This window comes from Psychrosphaera haliotis (genome assembly GCF_009728465.1).
GTDB classification, from domain to species: Bacteria; Pseudomonadota; Gammaproteobacteria; order Enterobacterales; family Alteromonadaceae; genus Psychrosphaera; species Psychrosphaera haliotis.
In genome coordinates, this window is sequence record NZ_WOCD01000005.1 from 667997 (window position 1) to 688619 (window position 20623).

Below are 20623 nucleotides of genomic sequence, written 5' to 3' on the forward strand. Positions count from 1 at the left end.
ACTGTAAACAGGGGTTTATTTGTTAAAAATTGCCCAAACATATAGATAACTAAAAGGCGTCAAGGTTGCAGTAAATAAGCGATAGACGTATCATTGCAAATAACCGAGTAATTAGTCAGATATTATTATGATCAATATTTCAGAATCAGCGCAACAGCACTTGTAAAGCTGTTGGACACGCAAGCACCAAACACTAGAATTAGAGTTTTTGTAGTAAACGCCGGTCTAGCAGTGCTGATGTGGCGTATCTTACTCCCAGAAGATTCACTAGAGCCAGAAGACAAAATCCTTTCTTATGAAGGCTTTGAAGCTGCTGTAGATGAAGAAAGTCAGCCGTATTTAGAAGACGCTGAGATTGATTTTGTTACCGATCAAATGGGTTCACAATATACGCTGAAAGCGCCGAATGCAAAAGCACGTAAAGTGTCATCAGATGCTCCGCTTAAAGCTAGAATTCAATACTTCATTGAGTCTGAAGTTAATCCAGGGTTAGCGAGCCACGGTGGTCACGTAAACTTAGTTGAATTGACGGAAGACGGTATCGTTGTTCTTCAATTTGGCGGCGGTTGTAACGGCTGTTCTATGGTAGATGTGACACTAAAAGATGGTATTGAAACTCAAATGCTACAACAGTTTGACGGCGAAGTGACTGGCGTTAAAGACGTCACTGAACACCAAGCTGGTGAGCACTCTTACTACTAAGTTGATTGTTGAGCATGGCAAAGCCAGATAAATTACAGCGGACATTAGTGCGATGGGGCGAAACCCAAAGCGCAGTGTTCGCTTTTTATTATTGGACTATGTCTTTTTGTATTGGGTGGTTCGGTCTTTACTTAGGTGCAAACGTTGGATTGGTGGCAAATCCCCGCTGTTGCGATAATGTTGCTGGTGTTCTGGTCACACTTAAAGGCTACCTAGGTATTGTTGCTAATCGATTGGCGTTCTTTCGTCATCAGCACAATTAAACAAAGAAAATTTAAGCATTTAGAAAATGCTTAAGCTAACTTAGTTGTTATCTCAGACTTAAATTTCATTCGTAAATAAACCACTGCGACAAGCCCCTTGCCAACATGAATATTGTAAATGCAGCCCATAAATATGATTTTGAAGGCGTAGGTGTAGTTGAAGGCATTGCTTAACGAATCAGTTAACGCGTTTGACAGTAAAATAATAGAAAAGAAACACAAAGCGGCGACAATCATACTGTTCCTCATGCTTTATCCCAACCTAAGCCAACAAATATCCCATCAAATATAGCTTTAAAAAACCCTTAATGGCAGTAGATAAATCCAAATATAGTAACCAGTAATTCCGCTCTTCAGTGACTCAATATCCGTTAAAAGCCAAACAATGGCATCAACTGTTAATACATAAAATGCAGCATAACCGAGTGCGAAGGCTAGCCCCATTTTGATCCCTTGAGTAATGTACAATCGAAGTCTACGTTGCTTTTTTTGACCTACACAATTGCCCACTAATGACTCTAACGCAAAGGCAACGCCATCCAATGAAAAAGAGATAAACAAGAAAACTGCATAATTAAGGAATTAATAGCCACCGTTTGGCTGCCAAACTGCGTCGCGTAAATAGTCATGAACGACAAACAAAGTTGCAATACAGCGCTTCGTATAAACAAATTGCCGTTCATTCTTAGTAACGCTATCCAGCCTGTTAATACTGACTGTAAGGACACCGCTACCTTATTTAACTCTGGTCGAATTAAGTAAATCATCATGCCAAACTGAACAATTTCAGCAAGCACTGAGGCAAACGCAACGCCAGCAACGCCAAAAGACAAAACAGGCACAAACAAAATGTCAGCAAATAATTCACTACATTACAAACGATTAAGGCTCTAAGCACCCATTTGGTTTTGCCCGAGCCAATCAAAAAACCAGACAAGGCCATATTCGCCAATACAAAAGGGGCGGCCCAAATACGGATATCAAAATAGGTTTTTGCCGATGCATAGGTCGCTTGCATGGCAAGGTCATCGCTAGATACAAAAGTTAAAGAGAGAAGAGTGGTGATTGAAATAGCAGAATAAAGCTCGCTAAGATTACGCTTAAAAGCAACCCTTGATACAAGTGCAATATTGCTGAAGTTGCCGATTTTTCACCTCTAGCTTTAGCCACTAGGCCAGTTGTAGACATTCTGAGGAAGCCCAACAACCAAAATATTACCGAAATAAACAAACCAGCTAACGCTGTACCAGCAAGAAATTGGCTATCGGGTAAATGCCCAATAACCGCAGTATCAACAAATCCCAACATAGGAATGCTAATGTTTGCTAGAATCATAGGCCAGGCTAAATGCCAAATTTTTAAATTGATGCGGGTACCTGACCACGCAGAGGATTGGAATAGAGATAACATATGATTAGATTATTACTTAAGCCTATTAGTGTTTTATTGATGTTAACGACGATGACTAGCTTGTTATGGCATCAATCTGTTTCCGCCGCAACGGTAGTACTTTACCACCATGTTAGCGAAACTACCCCAAAATCTACTAGTGTCTCTCCGCAACAGTTTGCTGTGCATTTAGCCATGATTGAAGAACTAGGCCTAGAAGTTGTGCCATTAACTCAAATTGTGGATGCCATAAAGGCCAATAAGCCGGTTAACCCAAATTGGATTGCAATTACCTTTGATGATGGCTTTAGAAATGTTTATGACACGGCCTTCCCTATGCTCAAAGAAAAAAACTGGCCTTTTACTGTGTTTGTAAATCCGCTAATGGTCAAGCCAAGCAAACTATATATGGATTGGTCACAGCTTAAAACCTTAACGGAACATGGCGGTGACATAATGAATCACACCTTGGAGCATGAAAACTTAGTGCAAGGTGGACTGACCAACAAACAAATTGAAACGAATATACTAGTCGCAGAAGAAATGATTAAAGAGCAGTTAGGACAAAATCACAAAATGGTCGCTTATCCGTTTGGTGAGTATTCTGACAATATTAAAGCTATCCTGGGCAAAAATGGGTTTGTGGGTTTTGCTCAACACTCGGGTGCTATTAATGAAACTAGCGACCTTTTAGCATTGACTCGTTTTCCTGCTAATGGCATTTACGCCAATCCAAAAACACTAAAAAACAAAATTAAAAGCTTAGCGTTTGATTTTGAGAACCAGTCTCCAACAGAAACTTTAGTTCGCAACATTGAAAAAATAGACACTGAGCAAGGACCTCTATGGAGAGTTAAACTTAAAGGAAAAGACTTTTACCAAAGTCAGTTAGCCTGTTTTATCACGGGTCAATCAGGTCCGGTAAAACCAACTTGGATTTCCGATCTCGAATTTGAAATTGCAGCGCCTAAATCTCTTCAAACAGGACGCGTCAAATATAACTGTACGGCACCATCTATTAAAAATAGTGGCCGCTTTTATTGGACCAGTAAGCTTTGGATTACATTGCCTGATGACTTATCAAGTGAGTTAAATGAGGAAAGTGAATAGTCTCTAACCATGCGATATTCACTTAAAATTATATTTGTTTAAAGCTATATCGAACGGGTCGCTAACTCCATTAGGCGTTTAGCGATCTTATCCAACGGTAACTCCTCATTTCCAGCACCTAGCTCTTTTGCCGCTCTTGGCATGCCGTAAACCACACTGGAGTTCTCATCTTGAGTAATGGTATATGCACCTGACTCTTTGAGCCTTAACAAACCCTTAGCGCCGTCAGCGCCCATTCCCGTTAAAATCACTCCCGAGCTATATTTGCCCATGTACTTTGCGATGGAATCAAATAACACATCGACTGCAGGTTTGTGTCTATTTACTGGTTCAGAGTCATCCAGCTGACATAACAACTTACTGCCCCTTTTTAATACCGTTAAATGCTTATCACCTGGCGCAATATAGATATGCCCAGGTTCAATGACCTGACCATGACTTGCTTCATGCACCGTCATTTTACAAACTTTATTTAATCGTTCTGCGTACGTTTTACTAAACACGGGAGGAATATGTTGGGTCACAACAATTGGACAGAAATTCGCGGGTAAGTTAATCACTACCTCTTTTATAGCTTCTGTTCCACCTGTAGATGCACCAATGGCGATTAAGTGGTTCTTTTTAAAATCTCCAGTCGCTGCTGGGGCTGCATCACTTTGTTGCGCTCTCTTTCTTGAGCGAATGATTTGACTTAGTCGAGCGCCGGCTGCCGCTCTAATTTTCTCCACTAGTACGTCGGCATACTTACCAAGACTTTCTTTAACATCAACTTTGGGCTTTTCTAAAAAATCCACAGCACCTATCGACAATGCTTCTAACGTTATTGGTGCACCTTCTGCTGTAAGTGTTGATAACATTACAACGGGCATTGGCCTTAATCGCATTAAGTTTTTAAGAAAAGTAATGCCATCCATTTTTGGCATTTCTATATCAAGCGTTAAAACGTCTGGGTTTAAAGACTTGATGAGATCTCTGGCCTCTAGCGGATCTTCAGCTTCACCTACCACCTGCATATCGGGTGCGGCACTTATTATTTCATTTAGAATCATCCTAATCAGCTTGGAGTCATCTACTATTACAACCTTAATCATTGATTTACCTTTTAGAACAATTCTATATCGGACGTTTCATGCTCTGGTTTTTCTATTTTCGAGCGGTATTTAACTTCACGAAGTTTAATCGTATCGTTATGCATACTTTGTAAACGTTTAACCAATCCCTTTCCTTCTTGAGGATAAAAAAGCACCTTTCGTGGCCAAGGCCCACCCATATCAGAAGCAACTAACGGCAACTCTTCTTTTAGAATAAACTCCTTAGCAAAGGCAATATTCTGTTCCCCTATCGGCGTTTGCATCTCTTTAATAATATTGCCACCACCAAACAGTTTCACTTTCATTCTATTGCGATGGCCACCATGTTTTATAATTTCATTTATCAAACATTCCATCGCCCAGATCCCATACCGACAACTGTAACTATCGTGAAACTTCCACATTTCTTGACCATGGTTATTCCCCTTTAATGGCAGCATAAAGTGGTTCATTCCGCCTAGGCCTGCGTATTCGTCCCAAATACAGGCTGAAATGCATGATCCTAATACTGTTGCGATGGCTTCTTTTTCTTTTGTTACATAAAACTCGCCCGGTAAAATTTTTGCGACTACGATATTCCGACCATTGTCCACATAACGTTTTATGTGTTCAAAACCCGGCAGTGTCGCTTTGAACTGCGTTGCACTCATTGCGCTATCTTCTGATAAACGTTTTGCCCTAACCCTTTAAACTGAAGATTTTCCCTTCCCATTGACTCAGAGTGTCCCAAAATTAAGTACCCGCCCGGAGCCAGTAAGTTTGCATAACGGTTAAACAGCTTTACCTTGGTTTCATGATCAAAATAAATAATCACGTTGCGACAAAATATAACGTCAAATGGCCCTTTTATTGGCCACTCTTTTAATAGATTAAGTTGTTTAAAACTGATGTTTTGTTTGAGATAAGGCTTGGCCTTATAGCGCTTTGCACTGCCATCTTTAAGGAAGTATTTTTTTAGTTGAGCATCACTCAATCCTGATACTTGACCACCTTCATATATAGCTTCTCTGCCAGACTCTAAAACATTGGTATCAAGGTCTGTTGCCAAAATTTTGAAGTCCCAGTTTGAAGGGATAAGCTTGTCTAAGCATATTGCAATTGAGTAAGGCTCCATTCCAAGTGAGCAGCCTGCCGACCATATTCGCACGCGGTGATCACTTTTATGCCGACTCAATATCTCAGGTACCGCCGTTTTCTTCAAAAAATCGAAGTGATGTGTTTCTCTAAAAAACGACGTTAAGTTTGTGGTAATTGCATTTATAAACTCACCAAATTCAACTGACTCGTTATTGTTTAAATACGAGATATACTCAGAGAACGAAGATAACCCTAGCTTCCTCAGTCGTCTTGAAATGCGCGCGTATACCATGTCTTTTTTTGCTCAGATAAAACAATGCCACAGGCTTCATAAACTCTTTCACTTATGAAGCTGTAGTCCTTGCTTGTCATTAGAAACTCTTTGTTATCCAATCACCTACTCCTTGCTGTTACCCGTGTTCCAAGCAAATTTGGTTAAACTAAAACTCCTGCCATTCTTCATCGTCACTAGGCTGCGACGAAACCGGAGACTTAATTTCCGCTCGTGCTGGCTGCGCAATCGCCTTACGGCTATTACTTTGGGACAATCGAGGCGCGGCGTTTAATTGTGACTCAGACATTTTGAAGAAGGTTAAGAGCTCTCTCATAGAACGAGCTTGCTCCGACATTGACTCGCCAGCTGCTGATGCCTGCTCAACGAGTGCCGCATTTTGTTGCGTCATCTCATCCATTTGGGAAACGGCTTTATTAACTTGCTCTATGCCAGATGTTTGCTCGATAGATGCAACACTAATATCACTAATAGTGTCGTTCACCTTTCTAACGGCTTTAACAATTTCTTGAAGCATCTCACCCGATTGATTTACCAATGAGGTACCATCTTCAACTTTTGAAACAGAATCTCTAATTAAATCTTTTATCTCTTTTGCTGCAGCAGCAGAACGTTGAGCGAGGTTTCTTACTTCACCGGCAACAACCGCAAAACCACGGCCTTGTTCGCCAGCTCTCGCGGCTTCAACAGCAGCATTTAACGCTAATAAGTTTGTCTGGAACGCAATTTCATCAATGACGCCAATGATGTCAGCAATCTTCTTACTAGCCTCATTAATTTCCGCCATACTTTCTACAGCTCGACCTACAACCGAGCCGCCAGATTCAGCTTTGCTTGCCGCTTCTTCAGCTAAGTCATTGGCCATTTGGGCATTATCAGCGTTTTGCCTTACCGTTGCCGTCATCTCTTCCATACTAGATGCCGTTTCCTCAAGCGAAGATGCTTGCTCTTCGGTTCTTTGGCTTAAATCGGCATTACCTTGTGCAATTTCCTCAGCTCCAGAGCTCACTGTAGTAGCGGAGCGATCAATTTGCCCAATCACTTCTGTTAACTTATCTACAGTAGCGTTGGCATCGCGTTTCAGTTTATCGAACATGCCTTGATATTCTGTATCGATACGGCGAGTTAAATTACCGTGAGCCAAGGCATCAAAAATATTAACGGTATCTTGAATAACACCTTCGGCTATACCAACGACTTGGTTTAAGCCCATAGACAACTCTTTGAAAAAGCCTTCTTTGTCATCTTCTGCAATTCTTATCGTTAGATCACCGTTAGTGGCAGCATCTATAACTTTTGCAATTTCGTTTTGAATAGTCATTTCATTGGTTTTATCAACCCACTCTACAATCGTTCCAAGTCGATTACCGTTTGAGTCAACCCAAGGGGAAGCAAATAATTCAAACGTTAATTTCCCAACTCTTATATTTGTTTGATACGGTTCTGAAAGTTTTTTTAGCATATTACGTTGATGAGAAGCATCTTTATGGAAGTCATCAACACAGGTGCCAATAAGCTTATCGGCATTAAAGTTTGGTAGCGTTTTTGTGATTTCTCTTTCTCGTTTACGGAACATTTTTGTCACTTCATTGTTCATATAAACAATTTCTAATTCATTATTAGCAATCATGACATTTGCCTGACAAAGCGTTAGTGCCTGTGCCAAATTGCCAGCTTGTCGAGCCTCTTCTTCCATCTCTTTCTGCTCGGTAATATCAGTTGCAAACTTAACCACTTTAATTGGGTTACCGTCTAAGTCCTCAATAGGGTTATAACTTGCTTGAATCCATATGGTTTTGCCTCCTTTGCCAAGCCTTTTGTACTCGCCAAAATCAAATTCACCGCGATTCAACTTCGCCCAAAACTCTTTGTATTCGCTAGTCTCAGCTATTCCATCCGGCGCAAACATACTATGATGGCGCCCTTTAACTTCCTCTAGTGAATAGCCCATTGTGGATAAAAAGTTAGCGTTGGCAGTAATGATTGTACCGTCCATTTCAAATTCAATGACCGCTTGAGACTTGTTAATAGCGTTTAACTGACCGTTTGATTCAGACGCTTTTTTCTTTTGCTCTGTTATGTCAGATGCGTATTTAACAACCTTAAAAACCTTATTTTCACTGTCCATTATTGGGTTGTACGTGGCTCTAATCCAAATGTCTTCACCGTTTTTGGTTACTCGTTTAAATTCGTCAGATTTAAACTCACCTCGAGCCAAGTCTTGCCAGAATTTTCGATATTCATCACTGGCTACGTCACGTCGATCTACAAATATGCTGTGATGTTGACCTTGGATTTCTTCTAATCGATATCCAAGTACATTTAAAAAATTATTATTGGCCGTTTTAATCGTGCCATCTGGATAAAACTCAATAACAGCTTGAGACTTGTCTAGTGCATCTAGAACAAGTCGATCTGTGGAATCAGAAGAACCCAATAAATTTTTTAAAAAACCCATACCATCACCTGCCTTGTTATATTAATAACACTTTTTCTAGATCTAAAAGGACTACCATTTTGTCGCCTACATTTATGAGGCCTTCAATATAGTTTTTTGTTTCAGAGTCACCAATGTCTGGTGCCTTTTTGGCTTTTTGTTTTTCGATGTTGTAAACATCAGAAACTGCATCAACAACTATGCCCATTATTTTCGTTTTTTTGTCTATCATCACTTTTACAATAATGATGACCGTCAACTCGTTGTAATCAAATTTACTGAGATTAAAGCGAATACGCAGATCCACGACTGGAACCACGGTTCCTCGCAAATTAATCACACCTTTTACATATTCTTCTGAGTTAGGAATGCTCGTCATTGATTCCCAACCTCTAATTTCCTGTACCGATAAGATCTCAATACCGTACTCTTCGTCGTCCATCATGAACGTCAAATACTGAACCAGATCGACGTTATCGTCGTTACCAAGCTGACTTGTTGATAAAACTTCATTCATGCTACACCGCTTCCGATAGAGGTTTGTCAAAATCTAAACCTACATGGCCAGCTCGTTTTAAGCCTGCCATTTTAACTACACTGGATATGTCGATAATGAGCGATACGCTGCCACTACCTAAAATAGTTGCGCCCGATATGCCGTCTACCTTCTTATAGTTCTCTTCCAAGCTTTTGATTACAAACTGCTGCTGAGCCAACAACTCATCAACTAGTAGGCCGACCTTTTCGTTGTCACTTTCCACTACAACTAAAAGCCCACCTTGAAGTTTTTGACAAGCTTCTGGATGGTTGAACAACTGATGCATTCTTAAAATAGGGATGTAGTCATCACGTAATCGCAATACATCCATACCACCGCCTACAGAATTTACTTTTGACATATCTATTTGTAATGACTCAACAATAGAAACTAACGGAATGATATAAATATGGTTGCCAACCTTAACCAACTGACCATCTAATATGGCTAATGTTAAAGGTAGTCTAATTGTAAATGTGGACCCTTTATTGGGTTCAGAGACAACTTCCACTGTGCCATTTAACGCATTAATATTCCGCTTAACCACATCCATGCCTACTCCGCGACCAGATATGTCACTAACTTCATCAGCAGTAGAAAACCCGGGTTTGAAAATGAGTTCGTTGATTTCTTGATTACTTAACACGGACTCTTCTGTAATTAGCCCGTTCTCTATTGCTTTTGACCTGATTTTTTCCGTATTAAGGCCACGTCCGTCGTCTATTATTTCGATAATAATATTACCGCCTTGATGGTAGGCATTAAGAATCACTTTACCCGCTTCACTTTTTCCTGCGGCTAAACGTTCTGGCGTGGTTTCTAAACCATGGTCTAACGAGTTTCTAATCAAATGCACCATAGGGTCGGATATTTTTTCCATCACCGTTTTATCTAACTCAGTGCCCTCACCCTTCAAAACTAAATCAACTTTTTTGTCTAATTTTTGAGAGATATCTCGTACTAGTCTAGGAAATCTAGAAAACACAAAACTAATAGGTAACATCCTAATGCGCATAACATTTTCTTGTAAGTCACGGGTGTTGTGAGCCAATTGCGCAAGCCCTTCTCTAAGCGCTAGTAATTTTGCGTGATCAATCTGCTCATCTTCACCTAACTCATTCAACATCGCTTGCGTGATTACAAGTTCGCCTACCATGTTTATAAGTGAGTCAACTTTATCTGTGCCTACTCGTATTGAGCTTGATTCTTGTTTTGTTGGTTCTTTTTTATTGTCTGTTGACGCTTTTTGTACCGGTCTAAATTCTGCTTTCACCGGATCACTGGTTGCTGAATCGTTCTGCTTTGAATTATCTGTTGGTAGAGACTCTGGAGTTGTTGCTGGAGTCGCTGAAGCCAAATCTACAGAAGTTGACGATTCCGTTAATGAGGGCTCATGTTTAGACGCTTCAATCTCGTCAAGTTCACTCTCCACTTCGATTTCATCTTCAAACTGGGCAACTAGTTTAATTTCTATTTCAGCGTCGTCTTCAACCCACTCAAATACACTTTTTACGGTTTCTTCATCACTAGTGGTATCTAAATTGATTGTCCAGCCTAAGTAACAATCATCAGCAACTAAGTTATCAAGCTCAGGAATGCCTTTAATATTTGCTTCTACCGATAGCTCTCCATGCTCCGCTAGATCTTCAAAAATAAATAGAGGTTCATTTCCCGTCTTAAATACATGAGACTCAGGGTTAAACTTAATTTCAAAGAAGTTGGTAATCTGTATTTTTGTTTGTTTACTCGCAACGCCATTGGATTCAGGTTGCGTAGCTACCGCGTCACTATTGCTTGTATTGCTATCATCAGTGGTGTTCTTCTGTTCCAAAATAGCTTCAAATTGAACACGAAGCGTATTCGCTTCTTGTGACTCTTGTTCGTCATTATTTTGAATCGACCTAAGCATATTCCTAAGGCAATCAATACTTTTGAGCATTAGGTCTACATGATTTGCAGCTAATTCACGCTCACCGTTTCTAATTTCATCTAATAACGTTTCTATTACGTGAGTGAAATTGGCAATCGCATTAAAACCAAAGGTACCACTGCCACCTTTAATAGAATGAGCAGCTCTAAAGATGTTATTGATAATTTCACTGTCTACGTCACCCGGGGACAAATTAAGTAACTCGGATTCCATAGTTTCAAGGCCTTCAAAACTTTCATCGATGAAGACTTCGTAAAATTGTGAGAGATCAATACTCATAGCAACCCCATTTAAAAATGTGCAGAATTAACGAGCGACTTTTTTAATGACGGTCAACAACTGCTCTGGATTAAAGGGCTTAACTATCCAGCCTGTTGCCCCCGCCGCTTTGCCTTCACCTTTTTTGTTGGTACCAGACTCCGTGGTAAGCATTAATATGGGTGTGAATTTAAATTGCGGTAGTGTTCTTAAGTTCCTAACGAGCTCAATGCCATCCATATTAGGCATGTTTACGTCTGATATGATCACATCAAATTCAGCGTCTCTAGCTACGTCTAGTGCTTCTTGACCATCTTTAGCTTCGGTTACATCATAACCTGCGTTTTTTAGAGTGAAGCCAACCATCTGCCTCATAGAAGCAGAATCATCAACGGCCAGAATCTTTTTCATAAAGTCACCTTTTATGTTCAAACTTGAATTTAATTAGGTAATTTTAGAAACTCTTTAATCCCGATTTGATTTGCAATGTTTGATAAGGATTCACTTTCTCCTTTCCAAGTTATTGCACTATCGGTTAACGAGAGGGACTTTTGCAGTGAACACAATACTTGAAGCGAAGCGGTGTCAGCGTCACTAACTTCACTAATGTCTATACAGACTTCTTGTTCTGAAGACAGCAGTTCAATTAGAGATTTACTGAGTGCTTCAGCTTCACTAATGTGTAATTTTGATGCAAGTTTCATCAGCTCTGTGGAGTTCTATAAAAATCATTTAACTTTAGCGTAGTCTGAAAAATCTATATTTCCAGATATTTACCGTTATTACCGATTTTTATTCCACAGTTATAATTTTAAAGTCTGACAATAGAACTTCAGGATTAATGGAAGGTATTTCGCCAAGCTCTACATGGGGTTTAAACATGGCGTGAATTTGTCCCTGCGGGTTAATTAGAACAACCGAGGCACTGTGATCAACAAAGTAACCTTCTGAAACTTCTTCAGGAGGAATGGAGTACATAAGGCCGAGGTTTCGAACAAATGGATATAAGGATTTATGTTCCGCTCGAAGGCCTAATATTGATTCGTGAAAGTAATTTGTATATTGCTGAATATTATCAACTTTGTCTCTTTTTGGATCCACCGACAAAAACAGTACTTGAGTGTTTTCTTGAACCTGAGTTAAGTCTGGAATTAGACGGCTCAACTTCATCATCGTTGTAGGGCAAATATCTGGACACGACAAATACCCCAAAAATAGTACGCTCCACTGCCCCATCATATTGCTTTTGGAAAAGCGCTCACCATTCTGATCGATTAATTCAAACTCTTTAAGTTCCCTTGGTTGTGTATACAAGTGTGTATTTTTCGATACCGATTCATCTTTATCCAACGACGAGTAAATACCCACAGCAAATGCTACACAGGCTAATATTGAAACGATAAGAGTTTGAGTTTTTGTCATAATTTAAAATCTAATTATATAGAAATGATCAACGAGTAAAGCAACAAAGAGAATTAACAAATGCCAAATGGAAAACTTAAAGGTGTCCATCGCTATTTTTTTGTCTTCGCTTACTTTTAATTGCCAAGCATATTTAAGAAACAGTAGGTTTAGGATTGTACTTGATATCAAATAAATTAAGCCAGACATCGCGACCAAATAAGGTAAAAAACAGACCAGCGTAAGTAGTACCGTATATAAAACAATAGCGTTTTTTGTAAATGCTAAACCATGAGTCACTGGCAACATAGGAATATTTACCCTTGCGTAGTCATCTCTACGATGAATAGCCAATGCCCAAAAGTGCGGAGGTGTCCAAGTGAAAATAATCATCACTAACAAAAAGGCGTTGGGATGCAAATCACCGGTCATGCTAACCCAACCTAAAAGTGGTGGCATTGCACCGGCTAACCCGCCAATAACAATATTTTGGGGAGTAAGTCTTTTTAATACCAAGGTATAAACTACGGCATATCCAAACAAACTGGCTAACGTTAGCCACGCTGTGAGTGGATTTACGAAGGCGTATAACAATGCAAAACCAAATGCCGCTAAAGAGAATGAGAATATGATAGCTAAGCGATTTGTTACTCGTCCTTTAGCAATGGGCCTGTTGTATGTGCGTGCCATTTTTGCATCAATTTTCTGATCTACAATGTGGTTCATGGCCGCGGCGGCAGCTGAAAGCAAACCAATTCCAATGGACGATACTAAAAGTAGATCTAGAGGAGGCCAACCTGATTGAGCTAAAACCATGCCGACAATTGCCGTTATCACTAACATGAATACCACTTTAGGTTTAGTGATTTCATACAAGTCTTTTAACAGGCCTGAAAATGAGTTGAATGAACTAGTTAGGGTATTTGAATAAGCCATTGTTACGCCCCTTGTTGCATTAATATGCTGTTATTATTGGGATTTTCACTTGGTACTTTATTAAATTCTATTTGTTGATGTAGCTTTTGTTGCCTTGAAACGTAATGCCATAAAACCAGCAAACTGGCGAGTAGCAACAAGCCAACAAAGTTATGACTCACTGCAACATACAGCGGGAGATGGAATACAACATTTGAGATCCCCAAGGCAATCTGTATTGTGGTGATTGCCATGATTACAATGCCAAAAGGCCTTAGCTGGGTTTGTCTAAACAAAAGATAGAGCAGCATAAGAATACTAGCGGTTACAACCATTGCTCCTACTCTATGTAAAACATGGATCGTCATTCTTGCTTCGTAAGGAAATACTCCAAACTCGTAATCTTCATAACCCGTTGGCACTGATAGTGCGCTACCAATATCAAACTTTTGTTGCCAACCTGGTTCACAAATAGGTAGGTCGGTGCAAGCAACCGCTGCATAATTAGCTGCTGTCCAGCCACCTAAAGCAATTTGAAGTACAACCAAAAGGAAACTGGCTTTGATAACTAGTTTTAGTTTTGACGATACATTAACCGACTCAGGTACACCATGGAGTATGTCGCTTTGATTTAGGCTTTGTGTTCGGAGTTTGAGCGTCAAAAGGAGAATTAAACAGAAGGTAGTAAAACCGCCAAGTAAATGACCCATTACCACGAGTGGCATTAAATTCATGGTCACTGTCCACATCCCTAATACTGCTTGAAAGCCAACGGTAACAAGCAATAATCCAGAAAGCTTTACATGTTGTCTAGCCATAACATTTAGTATAAACATGACAAAAACCAACATGCCAAGTCCACCAGCAAAATAGCGGTGAACCATCTCATTTCTAGCTTTGTGGTATTCAACTGGACGCTCTGGATAAGCTGACTCTGCTAATTCAATATGCGCAACTTCAGTAGGTACGGTAAGAAACCCATAACAACCAGGCCAGTCGGGGCAGCCCAACCCAGCATCAGTCAACCGAGTATAAGCACCTAATATAATAACGACACAAACTAACAACAAAGATAAAATAGATAATCTATAACGAAAATTTAACATCTGAACCCTTCTTATTTTTATTATTCGGGATGTTTAATTATTAACCTATACGAGCATAATTTAACAGCTTTTTCAAATCAGAAAGTATGTCTTTACTAGTTCTAATTGTGATTTCACGCGTTTGACTTCCCGGGTACTTCAAAATAACTTTGCCCATTGGGTCGATTACATAAATATGATCACTGTCTAAGTCTTGATTATTAGCAGAATAGGCTTTTGTCGCTGGATAATCTTGCAATGGCATTTCATTTGTTAGTACCCACGCATTGACTCTTTTTTGCAGTTTACCTAACGCTAAATACGTTTGATTTAGTCCATAAAGTTGCTCTTCACAAAACGCATCACAACCTGATGTTTGTGGCTGATAAACAATGCTCCACATGGGCGTTTCAGTTTTTATAGGTAAAACTATTTCTTGTTGTAAAAACTCACCTTTATTAGTCGCTGCTGGCGTATACCAACCCATTTTTAATACTAAATATGCAAGCACCAATGGCACTACAGCCATCGCCACAAATATCCCAAAGAATGATTTAGACTTCATTATTATTCCTTTTAGTTTTAGAACTACCTGATCGCAAACTAGCGAAGAGAAATACAATCACCGCCGCTACCGCTAGCAAAAACCACTGCATCGCATAGGCAACATGTTTTTCTGGCGGCATAACAACGGGTTTATAAAGTTGAGGGTGTTGGTTTATCGTGTTTGAACTTGCATACAAAAACACTGGGCTCGTGGAAGGCGTCTTATTTTTGTGAAATTCCAAAATTGCATTAACCGACTGAACTCGCTGTGGAAAAGAGTATTCACCTGTTTTGTCACTTAATGTAAATTGCTCAAGATCAGTGGTTTTTAGTAGGCCCGTAACGTTCACCTTTTCCGGTAATAACACTTCTGGCAACTCGGCTCGTGTTGCTGGCGCTTTCCACCAACCTAAATTAACAAAAACGTAAGCATTACCATTGTTAACAGAACTATTGCTAACAAAGCCATCACTCTTGCCAACAAAGCTATCATTGTTAGTGTGAGTAACTGAGCTACCAACAAGTGCCGGCACCACTACGTCATAACCTGCTTGACCTTGGTATATCTTGTTGTCTATCAACCAAATTGACCGGTTGTCTAATGTTAATTCTAACGTAACTTCTTTATTGTTTAACTCAGAGACGTCACCAAGTGTGATGCTGTTTAAGAGATTTTGTTGAGATAAAACAACGCCACTGGTTTGCTCTAGGAGAATACGTTTCTGTTCGGCACGCTCAAGTTGCCAAAAGCCTAACTTGCACAAAATCAAAAATGCCGTCACAGTAATCACTAACGACCATGGTGTGAATTTAAAGCGTTTTAAAATATGCATACGTTTTTCATGACCAATTCAACCTAACAACCAACTACTAAAATATAGGCAAGACAATGGAATTTATAGTTAAAGCCATCATCGTCATTTTACTTTTAAGTATTATTTTCAACTTGTTTAAAGCAATGTTTACTATGTTAAAAGGTGATGAAAAAGCACCACCTATGTCGCATTTTATAGGACGTCGATTGTTATTTACCGGCGCACTAATGTTGTTGTTACTCATATTGCTTGGGCTTGGTATTATTGAACCTAACCCAAGCCCTTACACCAAAGCTTAACTTTTGTTTATAGGATATAAACGAATATAAATAAGCACACCCAAACCACATCAACAAAGTGCCAATACCAGCTTGTTGCTTGGAAACCAAAATGGTTTTCAGGTGTAAAGTGTTCTTTCAACACTATTCTAAAGAACATAATAATAAGCATTATGGTCCCTAGCGTTACATGTAAACCATGGAATCCTGTTAGCAAGAAAAACGTATTACCATAAATGCCACTGGACAACATTAATCCCATTTCTCTGTATGCGTGAATATATTCTTCAACTTGTAAAACCAAGAATATACAGCCAAGTAATATAGTCGCACCTAACCACACTTTAAGTTGAGAACGTTTATTATGTTCAAGTCCAACATGTGCAAAATGAAGTGTCACTGACGAAATAAGTAAAATGATGGTGTTGTATAACGGTAACCCAGTCCAACCCATTGCTTCAGTTGCTGTTCCATCTGGTGTTTTAACAAGCGGCCAAATAGCTTCAAAAGCTGGCCACAATACTTCATGTGTACTGAGGTTATTACTAGCTCCGCCTAACCACGGAACGGAAAACATTCGGGCATAAAATAATGCGCCAAAGAATGCCCCAAAGAACATCACTTCGGAGAATATAAACCAGCTCATTCCTTGTTTAAATGAACGGTCCATTTGAGCGCTATACATGCCATTCATTGATTCATCTATAACGTTTCTAAACCAGCCAACCAACATAAATATAATGGTCAGTATGCCTGCCAGCAGCAAGTAACCGCTAAAACCGGATTCCCCTTTGGTTACGTCATTAACATAACCTCCTGCCCCAAACGCGATGCAAAATAAGCCGATAGCCCCTACAATTGGCCACGGGCTTTGAGCTGGTACGTAATACTTTTGATATTCACTAGACATTATTTGCCCTCTCTATGAGCATTATTATTCTGAATCAGCAAAAAGCTCTGCAAAAGCAGATGCTTCAATCTTGTCACTAATATCAAACAAGGTGTAAGACAATGTAACGGTGCCGTATTCCGCTGGTAATTCTGGGTCTATATAAAACTGCAAACCTAGCTTGGCTAGTTCGCCCTTTTCCAACGGCTGATGGTTAAAGCAAAAACACTCAACTTTATTAAAATAAGTTGCAGCTAACCCCGGGCTAACCGAAGGAATTGCCTGCACAACCATGTCACCTGCTGATTGATTCGAAACTAAAAATTAACTTCATGATGTTCACCTGGATGGACTTTTATACGCTTAATTTCTGGTTCAAAAGTCCAAGGCAAACGTCCTTGGGTATGGGCGATAAACTCTACGGTAACTAACCTATCAACATCTACGACTTGTGATTGTGATGCCGCCGAATTACTTGTTTTCCCATTTAACCCCGTGATGTCGCAAAAGACATCGTAAAGAGGCACGAGCGCAAAACCGAAACCAAACATAAATACCACGGTAAAAACCAACTTTTTGATCAGCTTTACGTGATCGGGCTTAGTATTTTGTTGAGCACTCATAAAAACCTCTTTTGACCGTTACTTAATGGTCGGTGGCGTTTCAAACGTATGATAAGGAGCCGGAGATGGAACTTCCCATTCTAGGCCTTCTGCGCCTTCCCATACTTGATCCGTCGCCTTTTCTCCGCCTTTAATACACTTATAAACCACAGCTACAAATAACAACTGAGATAAACCAAATGCAAAACCACCAATACTGATAATGGCGTTAAAGTCTGCAAATTGAGTCGCGTAATCTGGAATACGACGAGGCATACCAGCAAGCCCAACAAAGTGCATAGGGAAGAATAAAACGTTCACTGATACTAGCGATAACCAGAAATGTAACTTAGCCAGACCTTCGTCAAACATATGCCCTGTCCACTTAGGCAACCAATAATAAGCACCCGCCATAATGGAGAAGATGGCACCCGTTACCAGCACATAATGGAAGTGAGCAACCACAAAGTAGGTATCGTGATACTGGAAATCTGCAGGGGTGATGGCCAGCATAAGCCCGGATAATCCACCTATGGTAAATAGGACAATAAAGGCAATGGAGAACATCATTGGTACTTCAAAGGTCAATGCACCTCGCCACATTGTAGCTACCCAGTTAAAGACTTTTACGCCGGTAGGGACCGATATCAACATGGTGAAGTACATAAAGAATAACTCACCAGCTAATGGCATACCCGTCGTGAACATGTGATGCGCCCAAACCATAAACGATAGAATCGCTATTGAGGCCGTTGCATAAACCATTGAAGAATAACCAAACAAAGGTTTACGGCTAAATGTAGGAACGATTTGAGAGATAATGCCAAAGGCTGGCAAAATCATGATGTAAACTTCAGGGTGCCCAAAGAACCAGAATATATGCTGGAACAGGACGGGATCGCCACCACCGGCTGCACTAAAGAATGACGTAGCGAAATACTTATCCGTCAATACCATAGTTACCGCACCAGCTAATACCGGCATGACCGCTATCAACAGGAAGGCCGTTATTAGCCAAGTCCAAACAAACAGCGGCATTTTCATGAATGTCATGCCGGGTGCTCGAAGGTTAAAAATGGTCACGATGACGTTAATGGCGCCCATAATGGATGAGATACCCATAATGTGAACAGAGAACACAAAAAACGCTGTGCTGTCGCCACTGTAGGTTGTTGATAAAGGAGCGTAGAACGTCCAGCCAAACGCAGGACCACCGCCTTCCATAAACAATGACATTAAAAGGATAAGGAACGCGAACGGTAAAATCCAAAAGCTCCAGTTATTCATTCTTGGTAACGCCATATCTGGCGCACCAATCATCATTGGAACCATCCAGTTTGCCAAACCAACAAAGGCTGGCATTACCGCACCAAAAACCATAATCAAACCATGAACCGTGGTCATTTGGTTAAAGAAGTTTGGTTCTACTATTTGTAAGCCTGGTTGAAAGAGCTCAGCTCTGATAACCATAGCCATTGCGCCACCAATAAAAAACATTAGTAGTGAAAACAACAGGTAAAGGCTACCAATGTCTTTGTGGTTTGTTGTTAGTATCCAACGCATAATGCCTTTAGGGGCACCATGGTGTTCATGATCGTCGTGATGATCGGTTGCACTATTTTCTATAGAACTCATGACATGCCTCCTATTGACTTGTTAAGTAAGCGTTAATTTGAGCAGCTTGCACTGCGTCACCGGTATTGTTACCCCAAGCATTACGCTCGTAAGTTACAATTGCTGCTAGGTCTTTTAAGCCAAGTTGCTTGCCGTAACCTTGCATTGCAGAACCCGGTTTACCATTAACAACAATATCAATATGAGCGCCTAGATCTTCAATGGCAATTTTGCTGCCTTTTAACGCTGGGAATACACCAGGAATTCCTTCACCGGATACTTGGTGGCAAGCAGCACAATTAGCTATGTATGCCTTTTCACCTACTTTCATTAACTCATCATAAGACATGTTCATGGCAAGTAATTTTTGCTCTTCTTCTTTGGCGATACGTGCCATTTCAACTTCTTGTTTCATCCACGCATCAAAGTCACCTTGCTCTTTGGCAATAACCACGATTGGCATAAAGCCATGATCTTTACCACATAGCTCAGCACATTGACCTCGATAAATACCTGGCTCGTTTACACGGGTCCAAGACTCATTTATAAAGCCTGGGTTTGCGTCTTTCTTAACGGCAAACTCCGGTACCCACCACGAATGAATTACATCATCTGAGGTAATTAAGAAGCGCACTTTTTTACCCACAGGGATAACCAAAGGGCGATCCACTTCTAATAGATAATTTTCTGATTTTTCGCGTTCGTTCGCAATTTGTTGAGGGGCGGTAGCAAGGAGGCTGTAATACTCTAAGTCATGATCAAAGTATTTATAATGCCACTTCCATTGTGAACCCGTCACTTGAACGGTGAGGTCAGCATCACTGGTGTCTTCCATTTCTATCAGGGTTTTTGTGGCTGGAAATGCCATACCGATAAGAATAATGAAGGGAACCGCGGTCCAAATTATTTCAACTTTGGTGCTTTCATGGAAATTAGCCGGCGTTACGCCTTTTGATTTGCGATGATGGAGCATTGAATAGAACATCACTCCAAAAACTAATATAGCTATCACACAACAGATGTAGAAAATGATCATGTGCAAGTCATAAACACTTGAACTTATGTCTGTCACCCCTTTAGTAAGGTTAAGACGCATGTCATCGGCCATTGCGGAATTAGCAAATACGGCAGTTGGGACTAACCAACTTAATTGCTTAGCAGTCACACAGAATCCTCCATAATGAAAAACAGTAAGGGATTCTGTACAACCCACCTCAGTACCAGCCAAGACCTAACGCACAACCAATGTGCGGCCTTAGACAGTGCTCCCCGTATGCTTTTAAATTATTATTTTTATAGTCCAAAGCTGCTTCATGCAGTTTGACGTTGATTTAGTTTAATTTTTATTCAACAAAATTAACGTATATCTTTTAACCAAGGAGTGCAAATTT

24 protein-coding genes and 2 pseudogenes are annotated in these 20623 nt (G+C 40.2%); 4 read left to right on the top strand and 22 right to left on the bottom strand.

From position 1 onward, the window contains the following. Window positions 1-171 precede the first annotated feature (171 nt). Together GNP35_RS13800 and GNP35_RS13805 are read left to right on the top strand one after the other, a co-directional pair. Entirely contained in the window at window positions 172-702 is a 531-nt protein-coding gene (locus GNP35_RS13800) for a NifU family protein (protein WP_414153700.1), read from the top strand. A gap of 14 nt (window positions 703-716) precedes the next feature. Then, a complete protein-coding gene (locus tag GNP35_RS13805) occupies window positions 717-965 on the top strand; it encodes a hypothetical protein (protein ID WP_155696755.1) in 249 nt (82 codons plus the stop codon). A gap of 30 nt (window positions 966-995) precedes the next feature. Here GNP35_RS13805 and GNP35_RS13810 read toward each other — a convergent pair whose 3' ends face one another. Genes GNP35_RS13810 through GNP35_RS16130 form a run of 5 tightly spaced genes read right to left on the bottom strand, consistent with a single transcriptional unit; the run spans window position 996 to window position 2300 of the window. After that, window positions 996-1214, bottom strand: coding sequence for a hypothetical protein (locus GNP35_RS13810; RefSeq protein WP_155696756.1), 219 nt, complete (start codon window positions 1212-1214; stop codon window positions 996-998). Between the two features lie 45 nt (window positions 1215-1259). Continuing rightward, window positions 1260-1526, bottom strand: a complete 267-nt coding sequence (locus GNP35_RS13815; protein ID WP_155696758.1) for an MATE family efflux transporter — start codon at window positions 1524-1526, stop codon at window positions 1260-1262. Continuing rightward, window positions 1484-1813 carry an MATE family efflux transporter gene (locus tag GNP35_RS15330; protein ID WP_196492550.1) on the bottom strand — a complete coding sequence of 110 codons (330 nt, stop codon included), beginning with the start codon at window positions 1811-1813 and terminating at the stop codon, window positions 1484-1486. The genes GNP35_RS13815 and GNP35_RS15330 overlap by 43 nt, the downstream gene beginning before the upstream one ends. Beyond that, window positions 1732-1983, bottom strand: a complete 252-nt coding sequence (locus GNP35_RS16595; RefSeq protein ID WP_155696760.1) for an MATE family efflux transporter — start codon at window positions 1981-1983, stop codon at window positions 1732-1734. The genes GNP35_RS15330 and GNP35_RS16595 overlap by 82 nt, the downstream gene beginning before the upstream one ends. A gap of 26 nt (window positions 1984-2009) precedes the next feature. Continuing rightward, window positions 2010-2300: an MATE family efflux transporter gene (locus tag GNP35_RS16130; RefSeq protein ID WP_196492532.1), complete on the bottom strand. Its 291-nt coding sequence runs from the start codon at window positions 2298-2300 to the stop codon at window positions 2010-2012. Window positions 2301-2375: 75 nt separating this feature from the next. Between GNP35_RS16130 and GNP35_RS13830 the strand changes: the two genes are divergently transcribed. Beyond that, a complete protein-coding gene (locus GNP35_RS13830; RefSeq protein ID WP_155696763.1) occupies window positions 2376-3464 on the top strand; it encodes a polysaccharide deacetylase family protein in 1089 nt (362 codons plus the stop codon). Window positions 3465-3508: 44 nt separating this feature from the next. On the opposite strand, the gene GNP35_RS13835 is transcribed toward GNP35_RS13830, so the two are convergent. The 13 genes and pseudogenes from GNP35_RS13835 to GNP35_RS13895 all read right to left on the bottom strand — a co-directional run bounded on the left by GNP35_RS13835 (window position 3509) and on the right by GNP35_RS13895 (window position 15867). Further along, the gene (locus GNP35_RS13835; protein WP_155696765.1) at window positions 3509-4555 is read right to left on the bottom strand and encodes a protein-glutamate methylesterase/protein-glutamine glutaminase; all 1047 of its coding nucleotides are present in this window, start codon (window positions 4553-4555) and stop codon (window positions 3509-3511) included. Window positions 4556-4566: 11 nt separating this feature from the next. Continuing rightward, window positions 4567-5205: a chemoreceptor glutamine deamidase CheD gene (gene cheD / locus GNP35_RS13840; protein ID WP_155696766.1), complete on the bottom strand. Its 639-nt coding sequence runs from the start codon at window positions 5203-5205 to the stop codon at window positions 4567-4569. Beyond that, a pseudogene (locus tag GNP35_RS13845) lies at window positions 5202-6004 on the bottom strand (CheR family methyltransferase). Before GNP35_RS13845 ends, cheD begins: the two are co-directional and overlap by 4 nt. A gap of 68 nt (window positions 6005-6072) precedes the next feature. After that, on the bottom strand, window positions 6073-8382 hold the full coding sequence (locus GNP35_RS13850) for a methyl-accepting chemotaxis protein (protein ID WP_155696768.1): 2310 nt from the start codon (window positions 8380-8382) through the stop codon (window positions 6073-6075). A 16-nt stretch (window positions 8383-8398) separates the two neighbouring features. Next, window positions 8399-8878, bottom strand: coding sequence for a chemotaxis protein CheW (locus GNP35_RS13855; protein WP_155696770.1), 480 nt, complete (start codon window positions 8876-8878; stop codon window positions 8399-8401). Window position 8879: 1 nt separating this feature from the next. Then, window positions 8880-11108: a chemotaxis protein CheA gene (locus tag GNP35_RS13860; RefSeq protein WP_155696772.1), complete on the bottom strand. Its 2229-nt coding sequence runs from the start codon at window positions 11106-11108 to the stop codon at window positions 8880-8882. A 27-nt stretch (window positions 11109-11135) separates the two neighbouring features. Then, window positions 11136-11498: a response regulator gene (locus tag GNP35_RS13865; RefSeq protein ID WP_155696773.1), complete on the bottom strand. Its 363-nt coding sequence runs from the start codon at window positions 11496-11498 to the stop codon at window positions 11136-11138. A 29-nt stretch (window positions 11499-11527) separates the two neighbouring features. Continuing rightward, window positions 11528-11791 (bottom strand): STAS domain-containing protein, encoded by a 264-nt coding sequence (locus tag GNP35_RS13870; protein WP_155696775.1) that lies wholly within the window; start codon window positions 11789-11791, stop codon window positions 11528-11530. An 88-nt stretch (window positions 11792-11879) separates the two neighbouring features. Continuing rightward, window positions 11880-12509: an SCO family protein gene (locus GNP35_RS13875; protein ID WP_155696776.1), complete on the bottom strand. Its 630-nt coding sequence runs from the start codon at window positions 12507-12509 to the stop codon at window positions 11880-11882. Window positions 12510-12512: 3 nt separating this feature from the next. After that, complete coding sequence (gene cyoE, locus GNP35_RS13880; protein ID WP_155696778.1) at window positions 12513-13424, bottom strand: heme o synthase; 912 nt, start codon at window positions 13422-13424, stop codon at window positions 12513-12515. Window positions 13425-13426: 2 nt separating this feature from the next. Continuing rightward, window positions 13427-14509, bottom strand: a complete 1083-nt coding sequence (locus GNP35_RS13885) for a COX15/CtaA family protein (RefSeq protein WP_155696780.1) — start codon at window positions 14507-14509, stop codon at window positions 13427-13429. A gap of 40 nt (window positions 14510-14549) precedes the next feature. Next, window positions 14550-15053, bottom strand: a complete 504-nt coding sequence (locus tag GNP35_RS13890) for a transmembrane cytochrome oxidase associated protein (RefSeq protein WP_155696782.1) — start codon at window positions 15051-15053, stop codon at window positions 14550-14552. Beyond that, window positions 15043-15867, bottom strand: a complete 825-nt coding sequence (locus GNP35_RS13895) for an SURF1 family protein (protein WP_155696784.1) — start codon at window positions 15865-15867, stop codon at window positions 15043-15045. The genes GNP35_RS13890 and GNP35_RS13895 overlap by 11 nt, the downstream gene beginning before the upstream one ends. Window positions 15868-15923: 56 nt before the next feature. On the opposite strand from GNP35_RS13895, the gene GNP35_RS13900 reads away from it, so the two are divergent. Next, the gene (locus tag GNP35_RS13900; protein WP_155696786.1) at window positions 15924-16148 is read left to right on the top strand and encodes a DUF2909 family protein; all 225 of its coding nucleotides are present in this window, start codon (window positions 15924-15926) and stop codon (window positions 16146-16148) included. 7 nt (window positions 16149-16155) lie between these two features. On the opposite strand, the gene GNP35_RS13905 is transcribed toward GNP35_RS13900, so the two are convergent. From GNP35_RS13905 to coxB, 4 genes and pseudogenes are all read right to left on the bottom strand, one after another. Next, window positions 16156-17037 carry a cytochrome c oxidase subunit 3 gene (locus GNP35_RS13905; protein ID WP_155696788.1) on the bottom strand — a complete coding sequence of 294 codons (882 nt, stop codon included), beginning with the start codon at window positions 17035-17037 and terminating at the stop codon, window positions 16156-16158. A gap of 24 nt (window positions 17038-17061) precedes the next feature. Beyond that, window positions 17062-17639: pseudogene (locus tag GNP35_RS13910) on the bottom strand (cytochrome c oxidase assembly protein). A gap of 18 nt (window positions 17640-17657) precedes the next feature. Beyond that, window positions 17658-19253 (bottom strand): cytochrome c oxidase subunit I, encoded by a 1596-nt coding sequence (gene ctaD, locus GNP35_RS13915; RefSeq protein ID WP_155696790.1) that lies wholly within the window; start codon window positions 19251-19253, stop codon window positions 17658-17660. 10 nt (window positions 19254-19263) lie between these two features. Beyond that, window positions 19264-20340, bottom strand: coding sequence for a cytochrome c oxidase subunit II (gene coxB / locus GNP35_RS13920; protein WP_462139328.1), 1077 nt, complete (start codon window positions 20338-20340; stop codon window positions 19264-19266). Window positions 20341-20623: the final 283 nt, after the last annotated feature.